A 19,406-nucleotide genomic window follows, 5' to 3' on the forward strand; every position below is an offset into this window, starting at 1 on the left:
TACCTCATAATCATCAAATCCGATTACAGCTATTTGATCAGGAATAGCCATTCCTTTTTCCTGAAGATACGAAAGAGCTCCTGCTGTCATAGTATTATTGGCAATAAACAATGCTGTAACTTGTTTAGACTCAACCAATTCGCTCGCCAGCCGATAACCTTCCTCAAATGTGACATCGCCTGTTTTTATGAGACGCTCCACCGATTCAAATCCGGCTTCCTGCAATGCCCAGCAATAGCCTTCAAATCGTTCCTGTGATGAAGAAATGTCATTCTTGCTGGATATAAAACCTATTGAAGTATGTCCTTTCTGCAGGAGATGCCTAATCGCCTCAGAACTTCCTTTGAATTGATCGGCGCGCACACAGTCGCCCTGGAAGGACCTAATATTTCTATCTATTAGGACTATGGGATATTGTTCAGTCACGACATCACTAATTTGTTCGAACTCTTTTGCAACAGGCGCTAAGATTACCCCATCAACCAATTGAGCATTGAACATCTGGATCAGTTCGCGCTCCACCTGCAAATCTTCATAGGAATTGCACAGTATCATTTTGTAGCCATTCTTCGTAAGAATTGATTCTACTCCTTGAGCAACTGTCATAAAAAAAAGATTGGCCATATCGGAATAAGCTTTCACCGGTATGATTAATCCAACCAAATATGATTGCTTGCTTCTTAGAGATCTGGCGATAGAGTTGGGAAAGTAGTTTAACTCTCTCATTGCCTCATGCACTTTTTTACTGACCTCCTCAGATACATAACGGGTTCCATTGATCACATGCGAAACTGTCGCCGTTGAAACACCTGAACGTACTGCTACATCTTTCATACTTGGTTTACTGCTTTTTTGTCTGCCAGCCATGAATAGTAATCCTTTCTCTTGTCCAATCATTCATTTAACTATTATATCACAATATTTTCATGCGTTTTTATGGATGCTATAGACGAAGTGGGGCATATCCATATTGTAGTAATGCTTAACAAATGTCTTCTCAACGGACATTCCGTTTCGTTCTGCCACTCTTTGGGAAGATTTATTTGTATCCCGTATAATGCTCACTACCCGATGTTTATTCAACACTCTAAAGGCGTACTCTTTACATCCAACGGCCGCCTCAGTGGCAAATCCTTGATGCCAGAATTTTCGCTTTAATAAATAGCCGATTTCCAACTCAGGAGTCCCTTCCACATCCTGCATTGTCAATCCTGCCTGTCCGATAAATGCACCGGTCTCTTTGTGAATGATAGCCCACAGCCCAAATCCATCTTTTTTATATCTTTTCCGTTGCTTATCGAGCCAATCCTGCACTTCTTCATCGTTAAATGCATGTTCATACGCGTACATCACTTCTTCATCCTGCAGTATTTCAGAAAGATTTCCATAATCCTCCTGTGCCATTTCCCTTAAGTACAGCCGCTCGGTTTCAAAAACAACCATAATTAGCGCATCTCCTTTCTATAATTCTTTATTTTATCACGATGGCTCTTTTCTTTAGGAAAAATCGAATGATTATAATCAAAAAGCTTTTAGCAAGCGCTAAAAGCCACGTTTCATCATATATCTTTTTTCACCGGTATCCGTATCGCTGTCACTTGAATAAACATGGAATCCATGCCGCTCATAAAAAGCCAAGGCACGTTTATTTTCAGCAAATACCCCTAGCTCCAAATCCGAATGCTTGTTGCAAGCAAAATGAATAAGCTGGCTGCCGATTCCTTTGCCCCGAGCATTGCCGGCTACAAACAATGCCCCGATATACTTCTGGTCAATCAACGAAATAAACCCTTGAATGCGTCCTTTTTCTTCATATACATACGTTTGGCTTCCTGGAAGATAATAATCCCTCACTACGTTATATTGAGAGCGCCAATATGAATCTCTTATAAAAGGGTGCCCTGCGATCGCGGCTTCCAGCCATATATCCATTATGATGTTTATTTCCTCTTCAATTTGCTTTAATCCTCTGATCAAGCTAATGCACTTCTTTCTTTTAGTCGTATATTTTGCATTATGGGGGTAAATGGACTACTTTACTAGTATAGATAATAACACGATCCAGATATCCATTTTAGGAGTGTTGTACATATGGAAAATGAAAATGGAAAAAAGGGAATAGCTGCATATTGGGGTAGGGCGAAAAAGCTAACGGCTGACAGAAAAAAGCTGACAGAGCTCATACAGAAAGCGCTCGCCAAATCAAATGGAGAGAAAAATGTGCTTGGGAACGCATGGAGCCAATTGCAACTTTTGGTTCAATTGGTCCGTTCATGGATGAAAGGAGAATATAAGGACATCCCTATGCGTTCCATCATAACGGCTGTAGCATGCCTGATTTATTTCGTGGCTCCGGCAGACTTGATACCCGATTTCATATTAGGGTTAGGCTATGTGGATGATACTGCTGTACTGGCATTTACATTCAGGCAAATCGCTAAAGATATAGACGATTTCCGTGTTTGGCAAGAAACAAACCGATCCCCAAAGGAAGAAGAATCATTCGAGTAAGCCCGTTGCAATAGTCCCTGCAAGCACTTGCCTGCTGCCAACGAAGCCTTCTATATCATACACATTCCCCAGGGATGAAATATGTAAAGATACTTCTTCCCCTGCATGGACAGGGGATATAAAACGCAACGAATGGCGGACGATGGATATGCCTTCCGGAACCGCCTCATCGGACAAAATGCCCCAAAGCTTAGCCATGGATAATAATCCATGGGCCACTATCCCATTAAATCCGCTGTTTCTTGCCGCCGTTTCATCTATATGTATTGGATTGTGATCACCGGAAAGTGAAGCATACTCCTTAATATCCTCCGATGTTAACATAAAATAGATTTCTTTCATTGTTTTCCTCCTGCCGATAAAGTGGATTCCCCCGAAAAGCAAAGCTGGCCCAAGCGGTCGTAAACATCCATTGTTTCCAAAAAAAACGTTCTGCCATGGAGTGCCCGCCTCTGTTGAATGGCCAATGAAAAAGTATACGGCTCGTCTATATATACGTGTTTCGTCTGGGTCCATTCCTGTTTATGGAGAATAACTGGATGAATTAATTCCCACGGCTTTTCTACCTTTTGATAGGCAAGTAAAATGGCCGGTGAAGGAACGGTTGAGCGATCCTGCCTTTGTCCTTTTACAATATGCAAAAATGGCCGAATGTCTTCTTCCGTAAAAACAATCAATTGTTCTACCTGCATATCTTTCATGATACCACCTCGAATAAGACCGCAACTCCAATCCCGCCGCCGCTCCCCACTGCTGCCAATACATATTTTGCGTCCGGAAGATGGCTCACAGCATGGAAAAGGCGAGTTACTAAAATGGCTCCGGAAGCCCCGTATGGATGGCCCATCATCAATGCTCCCCCATATCGATTCAATTTTTCATAGGAAATGCCCAATTCTTTAGCGCATGCTACAATCTTTACCGCAAACGCCTCGTTTAACTCCACTGCATCAATATCGTCCATATCCAATCGGCAACGCTTCAATAGTGCTTGTATGGCAGGCACAGGGGAAATCCCAGGAAAATTCGGATGGACCGCAGCCACTTCACTGTCCACGAAACGCAGCATCTTTTTGTACCCTTTTTCCCGTGCCTTTTTTTCAGACATGACCAAAACGGCAGAGGCGCCATCGTTGATGCCGCAGCTATTGACAGTCGTTACTGTGCCGCCCTGCTGTTGGAAAATAGGTTTTGCCCTTTGTATAAGCTTTTGCCAAGCTCTTTCCTTCAAAAAGCATTCATCAACAGAAAAGCCTTGAAGCGGGACTAGCTCTGGAATAAATAAACCCGCTTTACTCGCTTTCAAGCTTCTTTCGTAGCTTAATTGCGCATAACCGTCTTGAACAGCCCGTGAGATTCCATAAAAGCCCGCTACCATTTCTGCCGCTTCCCCCATTTCAGGATCGCCGATGCTATCCGGGGAAAAGCGCGCACGGCGGCTGAAAGGAGAAGTGCTCGCACTTTCCACCCCTCCAGCTATATAACATGATCCTGCTCCTCCCTGCACGTTATAGCAAGCCATTCGGATCGCTTCTAATCCGGAACTGCATTGGCGGTCAATCGTCAAACCTGGCACTGCTAGCGGAAGCCCCGCTTCTAGAGCCGATAACCTGGCCACATTCCCTCCGGGCCCCACGACATTCCCCAAAATGATATCGTCTAGTTCTCCTATGGCAGAAGGAACCAATCCCCTTAAGAGCGGCGCCGCCAATTGATGGGGTTCGAGACTTTTCAACATGCCGTTTTTTTGGCCGATGGGCGTCCTTTTCGCTTCTACAATCATCGCGTTTTGCAATTGTATGACCTCCTGCCCAAGTGTTCATATAATAAAGGCCTTGAAATCTTTCCTCCAGCTGTCAAAGGCATAGTGTTAATGAAATGCCATTCACGGGGGACCTTATAGGATGCCAGACGCTCTCGGCAGTACTTTTTCAACTCTTTTCGCGAAGCATTTCCTTTAATCACAGCAGCTGCGATTTCCCCCCAATGTTCATCTTTTATCCCTAAAACGACAGCTTGCTCTACCGACGGATGACCCAACAGGACTGATTCGACTTCTTCCGGGAAAATATTGATGCCTCCATAAAGAATCATATTATTCTCCCTGCCCGCGATGGTCAAATACCCTTCTTCATCAAGCGATCCAATATCCCCAACTGTCATCCAGCCATCTTTGTCATGCACTGCACGTAAAGAGCCGCTGCTTTTTTCCTTGTAACCCAAAAAGGTCATCGGACTTTTCACATAAATCCTTCCCGCCCGATTCGGCGGAAGGCTGCTTCCGTCATTGCCGCGAATATCCAATTGCACATTATAAAAAGCTTTACCGACAGAGCCTGGTTTTTCCTGGTTGCACATATACGCGACATAACTCAATTCACTGGCCCCATAATATTCATAAAGCCGGCTATTGGGAAATACCTCTCTCACCCGCAGCTTCAACTGATCTTGCCATTTTGCGCCGGATGATATGATAACCAGTTCTTTATGTATGACCCTATCCTCCTGAACCAGCGACTCAAGCATGGTCGGAACCAGGTAAAGCGCCGTAATTGGATTGCATTCAATAGAATGATAGACTCTGCCGGCCGAAAAGGAGGAAAGCAGATAAATGGATCCTCCCAAATGAAGAGTGCTTAATGCCCCGTAAAGAAAATGGGAATGCAAAAGTGAACCTGCAATAAGCACGTGGTCTTTGCCACTTCTTTGAAAATCGATTGTATCGCAGGAAAAACTCTCAATCCATGAAGATTGGGAGCGGATAAAAGCCTTTGGAGTGCCGGTCGACCCTGATGTAAAACCCATATAAAAAGGGGAAGAGCCATCAACAGGCATTCTTTCAGCATCAGATGCAGCCTGGACTTCCCGCCAATACTCTGCCCACCTATATAAACGGCTATCTATCCCATTAAAATGGCCCATTAGGTGTTCAGACGCGATAATAATAGAAGGATTACTTAAAGACACTCTCTCTTTAAGTTCATATTCGGTCCAACGTTGATCAAAAGGCACGACTGTCCAACCCGCCAAAGCAGCTCCAGCAAAAACCGTTAAAAATAGTTTTGGGTTCGATAGGCAAATTCCGACCGTTCTATTAGAATGACCAAAAGCAGTGAACCAGGATGCCTGTTTGCTTAATAAAGCAGCCCACTCCTTGTAGGTTAGGTTTCCCTCCTCTGATATAATCGCCAACCGTTCAGGATATTTTTCGCTATGTTTCAGGCAATCATCCATGATTGATGCCATTTCCACTCCCCCTATCGCTTATGCGGCGCGTTTAGATTCTACCAATCCCAGTTGCTTCACAATCACTTTAGACTTACGGATCCGGTACACAAGATACGAGCTCAGAACTATCTTCAGGAAATCGCCTGGAAGGAAGACTAGGCTGATTTTCAATACATGTATGATTGACAGATCCATCACGAATGCTTGTACAGTGACACCGCATGCATATAAGAGAATAATACCAAAAACGACATTCACAATGAACATTTTAAAAAAAGTGACTTTCCTCATGCGTTCCACACTATAACCAATCAAAAAAGCGACCGGAATATACCCAAATAAATACCCGGCGCTAGGGCCTACAAAGACACTCGGGCCTCCCCTGCCGCCGCTTAGTAAAGGAAGCCCCGCTGCAACAATTAACAAAAATACAATCAGGCTTCCTCCGCCTCTTTTCGCCCCCAATATGCCGCCAGCTAGCATAACCCCAATTGTCTGCATGGTTATGGGAACGGGCGTAAATCCAAGAGTGATCGGCGGCAGCAAACCAAGCACACCCATAATGGCCGCAAATAAAGCAACTTGCGTCATATCTCTTACCTTCATATCATTCCAGCCCTTTCTCTGTTTATTAAGCTTATTGTAGATAGCAAAAAAAATTATGTCAACTTAAAACATTTTAAGTTGACATTTATCTTCTGCAGTATGTATTGATATGAAATGGTTTCCATAGGTTAAGCTATGTATATATCAATTTGTCAAAAAAGGATGTGCGATATGGCAAACATAAAAGATATCGCCAAAATGGCGGGTGTATCAGTTACAACTGTTTCAAGAGTGTTGAATCAGCATCCCTATGTAAAGGAAGATAAAAGAAAAAGAGTAGAAGATATCATTAACAAGCTCGATTATCGGCAAAATTCAAATGCTATCCATTTAGTGAAAGGCAAAACCGAGACAATCGGCGTTATTGTCCCTTACATCGACCACCCCTACTTTCAAATGCTGGTCAGCGGAATTACAGAAGAAGCTTTTAAACAGCAATATTCCATCCTTTTATGCCCTACAAATTATAGCATCGAGGCGGAAAATACCTACTTAAAAATGCTGCAGGCAAAACAAATAGACGGCCTCATTTTCTGTTCGCGCGCAAGCTCTTGGGAACGCTTGGTTTCCTATTCACGATATGGCCCAATCATCGCTTGTGAGAAATCAGAACTTTTGCCGTGTGTTTATACAGACCACTACAGGGCTTTCACAGCCGGGGTTGAGTACCTTGTACAAAAAGGGCATACCCGCATTGGCTATTGCAGTGGCAGGACTAACAGCCAAAGCTCGGTAATGAGGGCACTTGCCTATCAACAGACTTTATCTTCATTGGATCTGCCAGTTACTCAATCTTGGGTTTTTAATGAGTGTTTTACAATCGAGGACGGAAAGGCAATCATGGCAAAACTTCTCGCTTTGGAAGAAAGGCCGACTGCATTGCTCGTCAATGGGGATAGTATAGCAGCCGGTATGATCATGCAGGCAAAAAAAGAAGGGTTATCCATCCCGGAGGATTTGGCCCTCATCGGAATCGACAATCAGCCGATTTCCGAAGTATTGGAACTAACGACCATTGACCAGCATTTAAAGGAATTGGGGCTACAAGCATTCAACTCTGTAAAACATAGAATTGCGTGCCAAACAGAAATCCCTTTTTCAATTATTGAACGCCTATCTGTTTAAAACACCTGCTTCAGGTGTTTTTTTCTTGACTTGAAATGCTTTCCATCATTTAAAACGAAAAAGAGGCAAAAAAATGTATGGAGGTATTTTTCTATTATGGCTATAGATAAAAATGTATATCTGCGCGGAATCTTTGAGATTGATTTGGACGGGTTTTATTATTCTTTCGGTGAGTTACACATCAAAGGCTCTGATCTTCGACTAACTCAGCTACCGTTTCCCTCCTGTAGCGAAGCTATCCAGCTTCCATTAACCAGAATAATGGCAATTAAAAAGCCATACAGAAATATCCACTTGTGTTTTGATCACAAGCGAAGTTCTTATATTCGTTCACTCTGGATTCAAAAAGGCAATTTAGAAGAGTTTTACTCTTTCATGAATTCTATGCGTTAACATAAAAAGCCCGTTTCACGTGGAACATATTTACTTTTTATCCATTATATAAAAAACTCCACTTTTTAAGGTGGAGTTTATTACAGACCATACTCATTAAATGTTTCTGTTCCAATGGCGTTGTTTGGCAATACCTTGAACCAAGGCCTTGCTAAAATCGCTGACATCGCCGGTAGCATTCATTTTTATAATTAGTCCGGCATCATCATACAATTTTTCTTCTGTGCTCATGCTTTCAGGAGCAAGCGGCTGGATGCCTGCTGCTTTCAATAAGTCCGCTCCTTCATTCACAGCAGCCACCGTTTTGAAGTGCTCAAAAGCTTCCGCTGCAATAACGATCGCTTTTTTATTATTCATAAGCCGCTCCACGCTTTGTTTTCCGCCCGCAACATAGACGCCATCAAAAACGACGGAATCGGCAGTGAACAAGTTTTGGTCCACCGGAAGAACCTGTCCTTCCTGGCTTTCGATTTGCCCTAGATTTTCACTGATGATTTCATATTGGGCCCCTTCTTTTTTTAGGGCGTTGATAACATCGGTTACTTCCTCATAATTGAAACCATCATGGGCAAGGATGGCTACTTTTGTTGTTTTCGGGCTGGCGGTTGTATTCATCATGCTTAAAGCAGGTGAAACGTCACTCACTTCATAAGCAGGGGTTGTTTTCGGAGCTTGGGCACCGATTGCTACTGCTACATTTTTAGCCAATTCCGTGTCGATGCGGCCGATCAATTCAACGACCTCCTGCTGTAATTCCTTGCTGGTCAATTTGCCGACTTCGAAAGAAAAAGCCTGCTGGATATGCTGTTTTTCAACTGGAGACATACTGTTCCAGAAAAGGATTGCCTGGCTGTAATGATCTTTAAAGCTTTCACTTCTTTTTTGCACTTTGCGCCCTTCAACTTTTTCCTGATAGTGTACATACCCGCCTTCTTCAGCTGTTGATGTCTCAGGGTAATTATCGCTTAAACCATTCTTATGGTAGCTTGTCTTCCCTTGATGGATATTCATTTGTCCATATCCGTCACGTTGGTTGTTATGGACAGGGGCTACAGATTTATTAATCGGCAGCTGATGGAAATTAGGGCCGCCTAAACGAATCAGCTGGGTATCTGTATATGAGAATAAACGTCCTTGAAGCAACGGATCATTTGAAAAGTCGATACCAGGGACTACATGGCCTGGATGGAATGCCACTTGCTCGGTTTCAGCAAATACATTGTCCACGTTACGGTTCAATGTCATTTTACCGATAATTTTAACCGGCACTACTTCCTCCGGCCATAATTTAGTTGGATCCAAAATGTCAAAATCAAATTTGAATTCATCTTCCTCCGGAATCAGTTGGACACCGAATTCGTATTCGGGATAATCCCCTCTTTCAATGGATTCCCATAAATCACGGCGGTGGAAATCAGGGTCTTTACCAGCTAATTTTTGGGCTTCGTCCCATACCAAGGAATGGACCCCAAGGATCGGTTTCCAATGGAATTTAACAAAATGGGCTTTGCCTTCTTTATTGACGAATCGGAATGTATGGATACCGAAACCTTCCATCATGCGATAGCTGCGGGGGATCGCACGGTCTGACATATGCCACATTAACATATGGGCTGCTTCCGTATTGCGGACCATGAAGTCCCAGAATGTATCATGGGCAGACGCAGCCTGAGGCATTTCATTGTGCGGTTCAGGTTTTACTGAATGGATAAAGTCCGGAAACTTAATCGCATCTTGAATGAAGAATACAGGAATATTATTGCCGACAAGGTCGAAATTCCCTTCGTCCGTGTAGAATTTTGTTGCAAATCCTCGAACATCGCGGACTGTATCCCCCGAACCCTTTGATCCAGCAACGGTTGAGAAACGCGTAAAAACAGGCGTTTTCTTACCGGCCGCACTAAGAAAATCGGCGCTGGTGTATTCGCTCATATCTTCATATGCTTCGAAAACACCATGTGCTCCATATCCTCTCGCATGGACAATCCGTTCAGGGATCCGTTCATGGTCGAAGTGCGTCATTTTTTCGCGGAAATGAAAATCCTCCATTAATGTAGGGCCTCTATCTCCCGCTTTCAATGAATGTTCATCTTCTGAGACGCGCAACCCTTGGTTCGTCGTCAATTTTTGTCCATAATCATTAACTCTGTGCTGTTCCAACTGTTCATTTTTCTTTTCTGCTCCTTGTGAAGAAGCATTATTCATATCTTTATTCATCTAATAATCCTCCCCAACCGTATCAATGTTTGATTCAATATAATTGATATACCACTGTCGAAACGAGATAAACCAACTTTCATATATCCTCTAGACGGTTGGGAAACAAAAAAACCCCTTTTATGGGGTTTGGCCTGTTTGAATAAATTGCTGAATTTCATGGACTCTTTCTACTATTTTTTGATATTGTTTCTCCGTTTCAGGAGATATGGCATGGCTGACTTTTTTTGTATAAGGATCTTTATTTGTTTTCACTTCTTTATCTTTTGTTGCCTGGCCGCCAGATTTTTTGACATCTTGCTGAGCAGATTTGCCTTTGGATGTTTTTTGGTTAACGGATTGATTTTTTTGCACAGATGAAGAAGGATTTTCTGTTCCGTTATTTGTAGAATCTTCCTTTTTCGCGCTCTCCTGATTTTCTTTCTGCTCCAGAGAAGCATGCTTGCTCTCTGCAGGCAATGAATTTGACCCCACCAACAATCCAGCCAATATCCACATAGACGTAATTGTGCCATAGATAAGAAATCGGCTTTTTACAGCATTATTCTTTTTAATCAAGTAATGGCCGATCAAAAAAAATACCGCCCCTCCGACAAACCATCCGGCCGTTGCCAGTATCATAAGCTTTCTCCCTTTATCACAGTTTTCCTAATTATATCATGGACTTGCCTGACCTAAAGAAAGCCAACCCCTTTAAAGGATTGGCTTTCTGTTAATGAAGTTTTACACGCATCCGTTCCATTTCCTGCAGCTGGTCGCCTTGATTCTGAATGATGCCGGCTGCAAATTTCCGAAGCTCCGGATCTGATGTGAACTGAAGGATATTTTTAGCCATTTCAATCGCCCCTTCATGATGGGGAATCATTCCATCAAGAAAATCTTTATCAATATTTCCCGTTGCTCGTACATTCTTCATTCGTTTGAACATTTCTTGAGCGATTGACTGATATCGCCGTATATAGGTTGCTTCTACTTCTTTATCTATTGTGGGATTTGCTTTCAATCGCTTGAGCATGGCTTTCATTTGGCTGACGCCTTTTAATTGATCAGTGATGATTTGGTCTGCCAGCTTTTTCACCTTGCGGTCTCCCCCATATTTCAGCTCATTTTCCGACATGGATATGGCTGCTTCGTGATGGGGAATCATTTCATTCAGGAAATCGATTGATGGATCACCGGTCTTCTCTGCAGCATCCATCTCTTTTATCATTAACCGTAAGATACTGTTATAATTCTGCAGGTATATGGCTTCTTTCTGTTGTGGCGCGGCCTGTGCCTGGAATCCTGATAGGCCAAGCATAAACCCGGTACATAGAATGGCCATTTTGAAGCATTTCATCATATGGGCATAGCTCCTTACATATAAGTGTGAATGACCTTATTATGCAAAAAGATTTGGCCAATTATGCAGGCCCGGCGCGAAAAGCTATTTTAATGCTTTATGAACTTTCAATTGCTTACCCTTAATTTTTCTTTGCTTCATTTCCTGCAGGACATGCTGCCCTTTTCCATTCATAATTTCTACATATGAGCATGTATCCTGAATGGTAATGATACCTATGTCCTCTGCCGTAACGGAAGGAATTGAACAAATGGTACCGACAAAATCAACGGCTCTGACTTTTTTCTTCTTGCCGCCGTTGAAGTACAATTTCATGATATCTTTATTTAGATTTTCACTTTTTTCTTTTTTCAGCTCCGGCTTTTCTGCCATTTTTTTCTTGAACGTCTGTTTCTTCTCCTGAACCAGGACAGCGTTCGGCTTCTCCATTACCTTAAGGGGACCGCCGATAAAATCTTCAATGGTTTGAATCATCACTTCATCGCGGGATGATGCCAGCATGATAGCTTTCCCCGATTTCCCGGCCCTTCCTGTCCTTCCCGTACGATGGACATAGCTTTCTTTTTCCACTGGCACATCATAATGGACCACCAGCGATATATTCTCTATATCGATTCCACGGGCTGCCACGTCTGTTGCAATCAAATAGCGGCATTCCCCTTTACGGAACCCTTCCATGACACTGAAACGTTCTTCCTGCCTCATGCCTCCATGGATCCGGCCGCAAAGAAAACGAAGCCTTTTCAACTGTTCGTACAATTGCTCCACCCGTTCCTGAGTTCGGCAAAAAACAATACAACTATCCGGATTTTCCACCGTTACCACATCGAGAAAAGCATTCAATTTTTCACCATCTCTCAGCATTAAGACAGCTTGATCAATATCACTCTCTTGGCGGGAGCTATCCATCTTTATTTCTATTTGCACGGCATGATTCATATACTTCATGGACAGCTGTTCTACATCTTCAGGGATGGTGGCCGAAAAGAGCATGGTCATCTTTTCTTCCGGAAGATGGTCCATGATTGCCTCTACTTGATCGATAAATCCCATATTCAACATCTCATCGCTTTCATCTAAAACAAGGCACTTTACCTTTTCAAGCGATAGTGTGCCCTTTTGAATATGGTCAAGCGTTCTGCCAGGCGTACCGACGACCATGTGGACCTTTTGCTTCAGCTGTATTTTTTGCTGCTCGAAGGACTGCTTTCCAAAAAGGGCTACTGCCTTGATCCGTTTGTATCTGCCAATATTCGTAATATCCTTTTGGATTTGCGCAGCTAATTCACGGGTGGGTGTTAAGACCAATACCTGCGGTTTATTTTCCTCCCAGTCTGCCATCTCACAAAGCGGAATGGCAAATGCGGCCGTTTTACCGCTTCCCGTTCTCGATTTCACGATTATATCTTTCCGCTCAAGCGCAAGCGGAATTACTTTTTCCTGTACCTCCGTCGGACGCTCATACCCAAGCCCCTTTATGGCTTTCTGTATATCCTGGTGGAGTTGGAACTTGTCGAATGTTTGATTCATAATGCTACCTCAGGCTTTCTGTTTTCTCCCTATACTCTGCAGACACAACCACATTGAAAAGGGAAAAAAGAATAAATGTATACGGACACGTAATGTGTGCAGACTTCTTTTTTAAAACAAATGTATGTTTATATTATACGCATTTTATCAAGGATTTTAGCTATTTTCTATTGGGGCCAACGAATTATTATTTTAGGAAAACTTGCCGGATGTGAAAAAATTTCGCATAATAGAGAGTATGGCAGATGGGCCAAACACCTGAAGCTGTCTAAAAAACTAGAAAGGAAGGTCGGCACATGTCTGACGAACCTAGTCAAATTACCTCAGTAACGAAGAAACTGAACTTACAAGAAGCTATCCAATTAAAATTGGCTCAAAAAAAGCAGAATCAGAAAGCAACCCAAAATCGCGATAACTACACGACTGCTACTAAAGGGCTGAAAAGCCAGCAAACGAAGAAAGCCAACAATCAAAAAAAACGCACGGGAGTCTAATCCTTTTCCGTTCTTCATCCGCACCCCATTTTCCTGGTCAAAAGACACGTTTTATCCCATCACGCAAAAGGGTAAAGCTGAACAGAGCAAATGGCTTTGTCACGATTATACATAATTGGGGCAATCCAGGAAGATAAAACAATCCGCTTTTTATATAGGTGCCATTGACCGCGAGAACAAACAGCTAAACGTGTCGTTTTAAGATGAACATAAAGACTTCTTCCTCTTCGCTTGCACTTTTCACCCTGCCTATCAGCTCTAAACATCTTCGTTCTCTGCTTCGCCAATACACACATATGCATAATCAAATAACAAAATATTCATATTTTATTATTATGAATCTGATTATTCAAAACAGGTTTGTTTTTTTGTAGTACAGCCATTTTCTCATGCTTAGGAAATTTGCACTTTATTTTATTTTCATTGAAGGAGGCTCACTATGAGGAATAATAAAAAGTCTATTATTCTCGTAACATTATTTGCACTTTTGTTGACTATGGTCATCCCATTTTCGACCATTGCCCACGCCAAAGGCAATGAAAAAACATACGAAATTGCCACAGATACTACATTTGCTCCATTCGAATTTCAGGACACTGATGGAAAATTCATTGGAATAGATATGGACTTATTGAACGCAATCGCCAAAGATCAAGGCTTCAAGGTCAAAATTAAACAGTTAGGCTTTAACGCCGCTGTCCAAGCCCTTGAATCCAAACAAGTGGATGGCGTCATTGCCGGAATGAGCATTACAGATGAACGGAAATTGAAGTTTGATTTCTCCGACCCTTACTTTGAATCAGGCGTTGTCATGGCCAGCAAGGAAGGAAATGACGACATTAAATCATATAAGGATTTAAAGGGAAAGAGTGTCGCAGTCAAAACAGGGACAGAAGGGGCAACCTTCGCCAACAGCATCAAAGACAAATACGGCTTCAAAATCACAACTTTCGATGACTCAGCCAATATGTATGATGATGTTAAAACAGGAAACTCAGCCGCCGCCTTCGATGATTACCCGGTGCTTGCTTACGGTGTGGCCCAAGGGAATGGATTACAGCTGGTTACCGATAAAGAAAAAGGCGGTTCATACGGTTTTGCTGTTTCAAAAGGACAGAATAAAGAATTGCTTGATAAGTTTAATGCCGGCCTTGCAAACCTAAAAAAATCTGGAGAGTATGACAAAATTCTCGATCATTATCTAAAAACGGATAAATCTACTGAAGACAAAGGCTTTATTGGATTGATCAAATCAAGCTATCCGAGCTTACTAAAAGGGTTGGGCATGACCCTTCTCCTGACAGTCGTCTCATTAGTAATCGCATCTATTTTAGGTGTTATCTTTGGATTATTGAGAGTGGCGCGCACTAAATGGGCTCGCGCAATCGGAACCATTTATGTCGATATCTTCCGAGGGACGCCTCTGATCGTGCAGGCATTCTTTATCTACTTCGGTATACCGGCAGCGCTTGATTTCCGGATGTCCGCAATTGCAGCCGGATTAATTACACTTAGCTTAAATGCCGGTGCATATATGGCTGAAATTGTCCGCGGAGGAATTGAATCTGTCGATAAAGGACAAATGGAAGCTGCAAGAAGCCTTGGTCTTCCATACGGAAAAGCAATGAGTAAAATCATCTTGCCACAGGCAATCCGATTGATGATTCCTTCCTTCATTAATCAATTCATCATTACGCTGAAGGATACATCCATCCTTTCCATCATCGGCATTAATGAATTGACTCAAAGCGGAAAAATCATCATTGCAAGAAACTTGGAATCTTTTAAAATGTGGTTGATTGTAGGTATCATGTATTTCATCATCATCATGATCCTTACACAGGTATCAAAACGTATGGAAAGGAAGATTAAGCATGGTTAAACTCAAGGTTAGTTCTTTAAAGAAATCATACGGTCAATTGGAAGTGCTTAAGGAAATTGACCTTGAAGTAAAAGAAGGCGAAGTCATCTGCCTGATTGGACCATCTGGTTCCGGTAAAAGTACATTGCTGCGCTGCCTGAACCTGCTGGAAGAAGTAAACGGCGGCGAAGTCATTGTAGACGATCATATTTTGACGGACCGTAAAGTCGATATCAATAAAGTACGTGAAAATATAGGGATGGTATTCCAGCACTTCAATCTCTTCCCTCACCTGAGTGTAATGGAAAACATCACACTTTCGCCTGTAGAGTTGAAAAAGAAATCCAAAGCCGAAGCACAAAAGGAAGCTATTAGGCTTCTTAAGACAGTCGGGCTCGAGGATAAAGCAAATGCGAAACCGGCTCAATTGTCAGGAGGGCAGAAGCAGCGTGTTGCCATCGCCCGGGCACTTGCGATGAATCCGGACATCATGCTGTTCGATGAACCGACAAGCGCATTGGACCCTGAAATGGTCGGCGAAGTGTTGAATGTCATCAAAGAACTAGCCAACCAAGGAATGACAATGGTTATCGTAACCCACGAAATGGGCTTCGCCCGCGAGGTCGCAGACCAGGTTATATTCATGGACGGCGGATATGTGGTAGAGAAGGGCTCGCCAAAAGACGTCTTTGAAAATCCACAGCATGCGCGGACGCAGGACTTTTTAAATAAAGTGCTATAAAGCTTGAAGCTGGAGAAAAAAACCGCCACCGTCCCTTTTGGATATTTCACTTAGCATAGCTTCTTCAAAAAGGCAGGTATACGGTTAGACGGTTTTCCAAATCAGCATTTCAAACGTATCATATAAGTAAGGAACCGGCTCGCCAATAGCCGGTTCCTATTTTTATTTGTGGTATAAAACTTCGTGCCTACCTTCCTTTTCCTTCAATGAGTATCCCGTGAATCCATCAGCAAGAAGCTTTTGCTGGCCGGCTATATCAGACATAAGGCATGAAACCTTCTCCGTACGGTCTGCCTTACCGCTCCCCTTGATTTCTTTTATAAAAATATAGCGCAATAAATTCCCGTACTTCAGCTTTAGAGCGGCAATTTCCATCCCTTGGCCGAACTTATCCTTCAAGCTTGGGATATTGCCTGGAGCTACAGTACAGCATACATACTTGAAACGGCCTGTTTCTTTAGTCAGCGTATCCATGATCAAGCCCGCCAAAAGCTTTTGCAAACCGTTCCCTCTGTATGAGGGATGGACATTGGTAATTTCCTGGTAGATCACCTTTTTAAGGTCGTTTTTATCCAAACCGGCGTCTATTCCCAGGTGCTCTTCCTCTGTATCCGGAACCAAAAGGGCTCTGAACGCTATTAGTCTATCATCTGCAAATACGCCAAGCATAAGTCCCTTCCCTGAAAGTATATATTGATATTCTTCAGGCGACAGCGGCTGGAGAAACTGTCCAATAGCCATTGTATCCAAGACCGTTTGCTGAAGATCTAAGATTTGCCCTAGCTGGCTAGGTTCCAGCTTGGACACGGAAAAGCATGTACCGTCATTCAAAGTTCCTGTATGGATAGCCTTTTTCATCTGCACCTCTCCTTTTTTTATCGAATGCATTCTTTATCATGCGTTAACTCTTTAAGAATATCTTCCTGTATGTCCACTCCAAGCCCCGGTTTCCCATTCAGGCGAATAAATGGAACATCGTACGCGAGATTTCCGACATCCTTGGAAAATTTGAGCGGACCAGTCAACTCCACTGAGGTAATATTTTTTTTGGAAAACGCCACATGAAAACCGGCGGCTGAACCTATCGATGATTCGACCATGGAGCCTATTTGGCATTCAAGGCCCGCTATTTCAGCTTGATGGGCCAGCTTCACGGCCGGGTAAATGCCGCCGCACTTCATCAACTTAATATTAACCTTATCAGCGGCTCCTTTCAGGATAATTTCTCTCATTTCCCTAGCTCCCTTCAACCCTTCATCAACCATGAGGGGAATATCGACTTTAGCCTTCAATGATGCCATTCCATCGATATCATCTGCCAATAAAGGCTGTTCAAGCCAATCAATATGGAGCTGCTCCAGCAGGCGGGCAGCGCCCAACGTTTTACTGCTGTTGATCCATCCTTGGTTCACATCTACACGGATAGCTATTTGGTCCCCTACCGCTTCCCGGACCGCCTTGATGCGGTTGATGTCTTCCGCAACATGCTTCCCAACTTTCATTTTGAAGGAACGGTAGCCCTCTGCCACTTTTACTTTAGCTTCAGCTGCCATATCCATAGAATCTTTTATGCTTAAAACGTGCGTAATGGGGAATGAATCATGGTAACGCCCGCCGATCAACTGATAAACCGGAACACCGAATTTCTTCCCTGCCACATCATGGCAGGCAATATCTAAGGCCGCTTTTGCAGTTGGTGCGCCGTAGAGAGCGCTGTCCATCAGCTCATGGATTTTTTCGAATTCTGCCGGATCTTTGCCAATCAATATAGGCGCCAGCTGATGTTTGATCATTTGGTAAACACTTTCCCACGTCTCGCCGGTAACATGTTCATCGGCGACCCCTTCCCCGTATCCGATCATCCCTTCGTCTGTTTCAACCTTAACGACGACAGAAGGCATATCGTCATAAGTATGGTAACTGATGGCAAACGGCTCTTTTAGAGGCAGCCGGATAGAATATAATGTAACAGAAGTAATACGCATGGATATCCATCCTTTCTATTTACAATGATTAAATGATATATTTTCTATAAATTATGTTCATTCTTAAAATTGGAGTGTTATGACGTATGCAAATCAAAATCGCTGTAATCGGCTCAGCTGAATTTCTGCAGCATGCCGGGAAAGCCGCTAGACAAATGGACGGGCTTACTATTATTCCAGGCATATATGATCAACCACAGGCAGCACCATCCCTACTGGGGAGCCTCGAACCTTATGATGCGTTGTTTTTTTCAGGCGCGCTGCCCTACCATTTTTCAAAGGATCTGTTGGCATCCATTTCCTGCCCTATTTCCTTTCTGGAACAGAATGAACTGGCCCTATCGCTCTCTTTATTGTCCATTCAACGCCATCATGGAATACCACTGGAACGGATTTCTGTCGATGTGTTCAACACCTCGTTCATCCCGCAATTATTGGAGGAAATCGGTGCAGCCGTATCCATGGAAGCAATGGATTATAAAGATATGCTCGATCACTCCTTCCAGATTGATAGAATTGTCGATTTCCATAAAGAATCCTTTCATAAAAAGAAAACGGATATTGCATTAACCAGCATTCATGCCGTCTATCACCGGCTGAAAGAATTGGGCTTGCCGGCAGAAAAAGTAATAGATCCATATAAATCATTATTAGATGGCCTTCAGCAGCTTAAAACGCAAGCAGAGCTGCTCCATAACCGGGCATCCACTTTAGCGATAGCCATTATACAAGGCGCTTCAGATGATCGAGTAAAACAGGCTGCCCTTAAGCAGCTCATCCAATCCCTCCAGGCAGCCGAGGAACGGATGGAAAATGGATCGACCATCCTCTTCACCACACGCGGATCGGTCGAAAGAGTCATTCAAACCGACCTGCTGGTAAAAGTCCTGCAGCAGACAGAAGCGAATATAGGACTCGGCTACGGGCAAAATGTCCTTGAGGCGAAAGACAACGCACAATCCGCCCTGCACTTCGCCGCCAGGTCAAGGGAACGATCCGCCTGCTACTTGATCACCGATACAAAAAAGCTGATCGGCCCTCTTCCCGTCCAAACTACAGGGCACCACTTAGCCGCGACCGAACAAAGCTTACTGGATATATCGAAGGAAACAGGGCTTGGACCGGCGAATGTATCAAAGGTTATTCAATTTTGCGAAATCCGCAGCCAAAACCAATTTACAGCAGCAGATTTGACCCACTATTTACAGGTGACCCGACGGACGACCGAGCGGATCCTAAAAAAACTGTCCGACCACGGATATGTCAAAATTGTCGGCGAAGAAATGGCCTATCAGCAAGGAAGGCCCCGTTCCATTTACGAGCTGCAAATCCATAAACAAAGCGGTAAGAATTATTAACGAAGCGTCATTCT

General features: G+C 43.3%; 21 protein-coding genes (1 of these 21 cut by a window edge). 7 read left to right on the top strand and 14 right to left on the bottom strand.

Annotated elements, in window-relative coordinates:
* The 3 genes from ABC357_RS19980 to ABC357_RS19990 all read right to left on the bottom strand — a co-directional run.
* A protein-coding gene (locus ABC357_RS19980) for a LacI family DNA-binding transcriptional regulator (RefSeq protein WP_412889331.1) crosses the window boundary here: on the bottom strand, positions 1 to 867 show its 5' portion. Its footprint begins 162 nt before the window's first position; 867 of the gene's 1,029 nt are visible here — the first part of the coding sequence; it begins with the start codon at positions 865 to 867; its stop codon lies off the left edge, out of view.
* A 57-nt stretch (positions 868 to 924) separates the two neighbouring features.
* Entirely contained in the window at positions 925 to 1,443 is a 519-nt protein-coding gene (locus ABC357_RS19985) for a GNAT family N-acetyltransferase (RefSeq protein WP_412889332.1), read from the bottom strand.
* A gap of 99 nt (positions 1,444 to 1,542) precedes the next feature.
* A complete protein-coding gene (locus tag ABC357_RS19990; RefSeq protein WP_412889333.1) occupies positions 1,543 to 1,977 on the bottom strand; it encodes an N-acetyltransferase in 435 nt (144 codons plus the stop codon).
* Between the two features lie 114 nt (positions 1,978 to 2,091).
* On the opposite strand from ABC357_RS19990, the gene ABC357_RS19995 reads away from it, so the two are divergent.
* Positions 2,092 to 2,511 carry a YkvA family protein gene (locus ABC357_RS19995; protein WP_412889334.1) on the top strand — a complete coding sequence of 140 codons (420 nt, stop codon included), beginning with the start codon at positions 2,092 to 2,094 and terminating at the stop codon, positions 2,509 to 2,511.
* Here ABC357_RS19995 and ABC357_RS20000 read toward each other — a convergent pair.
* The 5 genes from ABC357_RS20000 to ABC357_RS20020 are packed head-to-tail and all read right to left on the bottom strand — an operon-like array spanning position 2,500 to position 6,345.
* Complete coding sequence (locus ABC357_RS20000; protein ID WP_412889335.1) at positions 2,500 to 2,853, bottom strand: MaoC family dehydratase; 354 nt, start codon at positions 2,851 to 2,853, stop codon at positions 2,500 to 2,502. The genes ABC357_RS19995 and ABC357_RS20000 overlap by 12 nt on opposite strands.
* The gene (locus tag ABC357_RS20005; protein ID WP_412889336.1) at positions 2,850 to 3,212 is read right to left on the bottom strand and encodes a hypothetical protein; all 363 of its coding nucleotides are present in this window, start codon (positions 3,210 to 3,212) and stop codon (positions 2,850 to 2,852) included. Before ABC357_RS20005 ends, ABC357_RS20000 begins: the two co-directional genes overlap by 4 nt.
* Positions 3,209 to 4,306 (bottom strand): acetyl-CoA C-acyltransferase, encoded by a 1,098-nt coding sequence (locus ABC357_RS20010; protein WP_412889337.1) that lies wholly within the window; start codon positions 4,304 to 4,306, stop codon positions 3,209 to 3,211. The genes ABC357_RS20005 and ABC357_RS20010 overlap by 4 nt, the downstream gene beginning before the upstream one ends.
* A complete protein-coding gene (locus ABC357_RS20015; RefSeq protein WP_412889338.1) occupies positions 4,291 to 5,757 on the bottom strand; it encodes an AMP-binding protein in 1,467 nt (488 codons plus the stop codon). The genes ABC357_RS20010 and ABC357_RS20015 overlap by 16 nt, the downstream gene beginning before the upstream one ends.
* 18 nt (positions 5,758 to 5,775) lie before the next feature.
* Positions 5,776 to 6,345 carry a biotin transporter BioY gene (locus tag ABC357_RS20020; protein WP_412889339.1) on the bottom strand — a complete coding sequence of 190 codons (570 nt, stop codon included), beginning with the start codon at positions 6,343 to 6,345 and terminating at the stop codon, positions 5,776 to 5,778.
* A 171-nt stretch (positions 6,346 to 6,516) separates the two neighbouring features.
* Between ABC357_RS20020 and ABC357_RS20025 the strand changes: the two genes are divergently transcribed.
* Both ABC357_RS20025 and ABC357_RS20030 read left to right on the top strand, forming a co-directional pair.
* Entirely contained in the window at positions 6,517 to 7,470 is a 954-nt protein-coding gene (locus ABC357_RS20025) for a LacI family DNA-binding transcriptional regulator (RefSeq protein WP_412889340.1), read from the top strand.
* A gap of 96 nt (positions 7,471 to 7,566) precedes the next feature.
* Positions 7,567 to 7,863, top strand: a complete 297-nt coding sequence (locus ABC357_RS20030; protein ID WP_412889341.1) for a hypothetical protein — start codon at positions 7,567 to 7,569, stop codon at positions 7,861 to 7,863.
* Positions 7,864 to 7,959: 96 nt separating this feature from the next.
* On the opposite strand, the gene ABC357_RS20035 is transcribed toward ABC357_RS20030, so the two are convergent.
* The 4 genes from ABC357_RS20035 to ABC357_RS20050 form a co-directional block, all read right to left on the bottom strand.
* Positions 7,960 to 10,080: a catalase gene (locus ABC357_RS20035; protein ID WP_412889342.1), complete on the bottom strand. Its 2,121-nt coding sequence runs from the start codon at positions 10,078 to 10,080 to the stop codon at positions 7,960 to 7,962.
* A 120-nt stretch (positions 10,081 to 10,200) separates the two neighbouring features.
* A complete protein-coding gene (locus ABC357_RS20040; RefSeq protein ID WP_412889343.1) occupies positions 10,201 to 10,701 on the bottom strand; it encodes a hypothetical protein in 501 nt (166 codons plus the stop codon).
* A 91-nt stretch (positions 10,702 to 10,792) separates the two neighbouring features.
* Positions 10,793 to 11,422, bottom strand: coding sequence for a DUF305 domain-containing protein (locus ABC357_RS20045; RefSeq protein ID WP_412889344.1), 630 nt, complete (start codon positions 11,420 to 11,422; stop codon positions 10,793 to 10,795).
* 84 nt (positions 11,423 to 11,506) lie between these two features.
* The gene (locus ABC357_RS20050) at positions 11,507 to 12,955 is read right to left on the bottom strand and encodes a DEAD/DEAH box helicase (RefSeq protein WP_412890084.1); all 1,449 of its coding nucleotides are present in this window, start codon (positions 12,953 to 12,955) and stop codon (positions 11,507 to 11,509) included.
* A 293-nt stretch (positions 12,956 to 13,248) separates the two neighbouring features.
* Here ABC357_RS20050 and ABC357_RS20055 point away from each other — a divergent pair, with 293 nt between their 5' ends.
* From ABC357_RS20055 to ABC357_RS20065, 3 genes are all read left to right on the top strand, one after another.
* Positions 13,249 to 13,446: a hypothetical protein gene (locus ABC357_RS20055; protein WP_412889345.1), complete on the top strand. Its 198-nt coding sequence runs from the start codon at positions 13,249 to 13,251 to the stop codon at positions 13,444 to 13,446.
* A gap of 439 nt (positions 13,447 to 13,885) precedes the next feature.
* The gene (locus tag ABC357_RS20060) at positions 13,886 to 15,328 is read left to right on the top strand and encodes an amino acid ABC transporter substrate-binding protein/permease (RefSeq protein WP_412889346.1); all 1,443 of its coding nucleotides are present in this window, start codon (positions 13,886 to 13,888) and stop codon (positions 15,326 to 15,328) included.
* Entirely contained in the window at positions 15,321 to 16,049 is a 729-nt protein-coding gene (locus ABC357_RS20065) for an amino acid ABC transporter ATP-binding protein (protein WP_412889347.1), read from the top strand. Before ABC357_RS20060 ends, ABC357_RS20065 begins: the two co-directional genes overlap by 8 nt.
* A gap of 162 nt (positions 16,050 to 16,211) precedes the next feature.
* On the opposite strand, the gene ABC357_RS20070 is transcribed toward ABC357_RS20065, so the two are convergent.
* Complete coding sequence (locus tag ABC357_RS20070; RefSeq protein ID WP_412889348.1) at positions 16,212 to 16,907, bottom strand: GNAT family protein; 696 nt, start codon at positions 16,905 to 16,907, stop codon at positions 16,212 to 16,214.
* Between the two features lie 17 nt (positions 16,908 to 16,924).
* The gene (locus ABC357_RS20075) at positions 16,925 to 18,034 is read right to left on the bottom strand and encodes a mandelate racemase/muconate lactonizing enzyme family protein (protein WP_412889349.1); all 1,110 of its coding nucleotides are present in this window, start codon (positions 18,032 to 18,034) and stop codon (positions 16,925 to 16,927) included.
* Between the two features lie 86 nt (positions 18,035 to 18,120).
* On the opposite strand from ABC357_RS20075, the gene ABC357_RS20080 reads away from it, so the two are divergent.
* Complete coding sequence (locus ABC357_RS20080) at positions 18,121 to 19,392, top strand: transcriptional regulator (protein WP_412889350.1); 1,272 nt, start codon at positions 18,121 to 18,123, stop codon at positions 19,390 to 19,392.
* Positions 19,393 to 19,406 lie beyond the last annotated feature (14 nt).

The sequence above is a fragment of the Bacillus kalamii genome (assembly GCF_047238185.1).
In the GTDB taxonomy this organism is placed as follows: domain Bacteria; phylum Bacillota; class Bacilli; order Bacillales; family DSM-1321; genus Bacillus_AD.

What these genes read in the sequence shown, in the direction of transcription:
- ABC357_RS20070 (WP_412889348.1), bottom strand. Translation starts at nt 16,907, where the DNA reads ATGAAAAAGGCTATCCATACAGGAACTTTGAATGACGGTACATGCTTT.
- ABC357_RS20065 (WP_412889347.1), top strand. Translation starts at nt 15,321, where the DNA reads ATGGTTAAACTCAAGGTTAGTTCTTTAAAGAAATCATACGGTCAATTG.
- ABC357_RS20000 (WP_412889335.1), bottom strand. Translation starts at nt 2,853, where the DNA reads ATGAAAGAAATCTATTTTATGTTAACATCGGAGGATATTAAGGAGTAT.
- ABC357_RS19985 (WP_412889332.1), bottom strand. Translation starts at nt 1,443, where the DNA reads ATGGTTGTTTTTGAAACCGAGCGGCTGTACTTAAGGGAAATGGCACAG.
- ABC357_RS20020 (WP_412889339.1), bottom strand. Translation starts at nt 6,345, where the DNA reads ATGAAGGTAAGAGATATGACGCAAGTTGCTTTATTTGCGGCCATTATG.
- ABC357_RS20075 (WP_412889349.1), bottom strand. Translation starts at nt 18,034, where the DNA reads ATGCGTATTACTTCTGTTACATTATATTCTATCCGGCTGCCTCTAAAA.
- ABC357_RS20045 (WP_412889344.1), bottom strand. Translation starts at nt 11,422, where the DNA reads ATGATGAAATGCTTCAAAATGGCCATTCTATGTACCGGGTTTATGCTT.
- ABC357_RS20015 (WP_412889338.1), bottom strand. Translation starts at nt 5,757, where the DNA reads ATGGCATCAATCATGGATGATTGCCTGAAACATAGCGAAAAATATCCT.
- ABC357_RS19995 (WP_412889334.1), top strand. Translation starts at nt 2,092, where the DNA reads ATGGAAAATGAAAATGGAAAAAAGGGAATAGCTGCATATTGGGGTAGG.
- ABC357_RS20060 (WP_412889346.1), top strand. Translation starts at nt 13,886, where the DNA reads ATGAGGAATAATAAAAAGTCTATTATTCTCGTAACATTATTTGCACTT.
- ABC357_RS20025 (WP_412889340.1), top strand. Translation starts at nt 6,517, where the DNA reads ATGGCAAACATAAAAGATATCGCCAAAATGGCGGGTGTATCAGTTACA.
- ABC357_RS20055 (WP_412889345.1), top strand. Translation starts at nt 13,249, where the DNA reads ATGTCTGACGAACCTAGTCAAATTACCTCAGTAACGAAGAAACTGAAC.
- ABC357_RS20035 (WP_412889342.1), bottom strand. Translation starts at nt 10,080, where the DNA reads ATGAATAAAGATATGAATAATGCTTCTTCACAAGGAGCAGAAAAGAAA.
- ABC357_RS20080 (WP_412889350.1), top strand. Translation starts at nt 18,121, where the DNA reads ATGCAAATCAAAATCGCTGTAATCGGCTCAGCTGAATTTCTGCAGCAT.
- ABC357_RS20030 (WP_412889341.1), top strand. Translation starts at nt 7,567, where the DNA reads ATGGCTATAGATAAAAATGTATATCTGCGCGGAATCTTTGAGATTGAT.
- ABC357_RS20040 (WP_412889343.1), bottom strand. Translation starts at nt 10,701, where the DNA reads ATGATACTGGCAACGGCCGGATGGTTTGTCGGAGGGGCGGTATTTTTT.
- ABC357_RS20005 (WP_412889336.1), bottom strand. Translation starts at nt 3,212, where the DNA reads ATGAAAGATATGCAGGTAGAACAATTGATTGTTTTTACGGAAGAAGAC.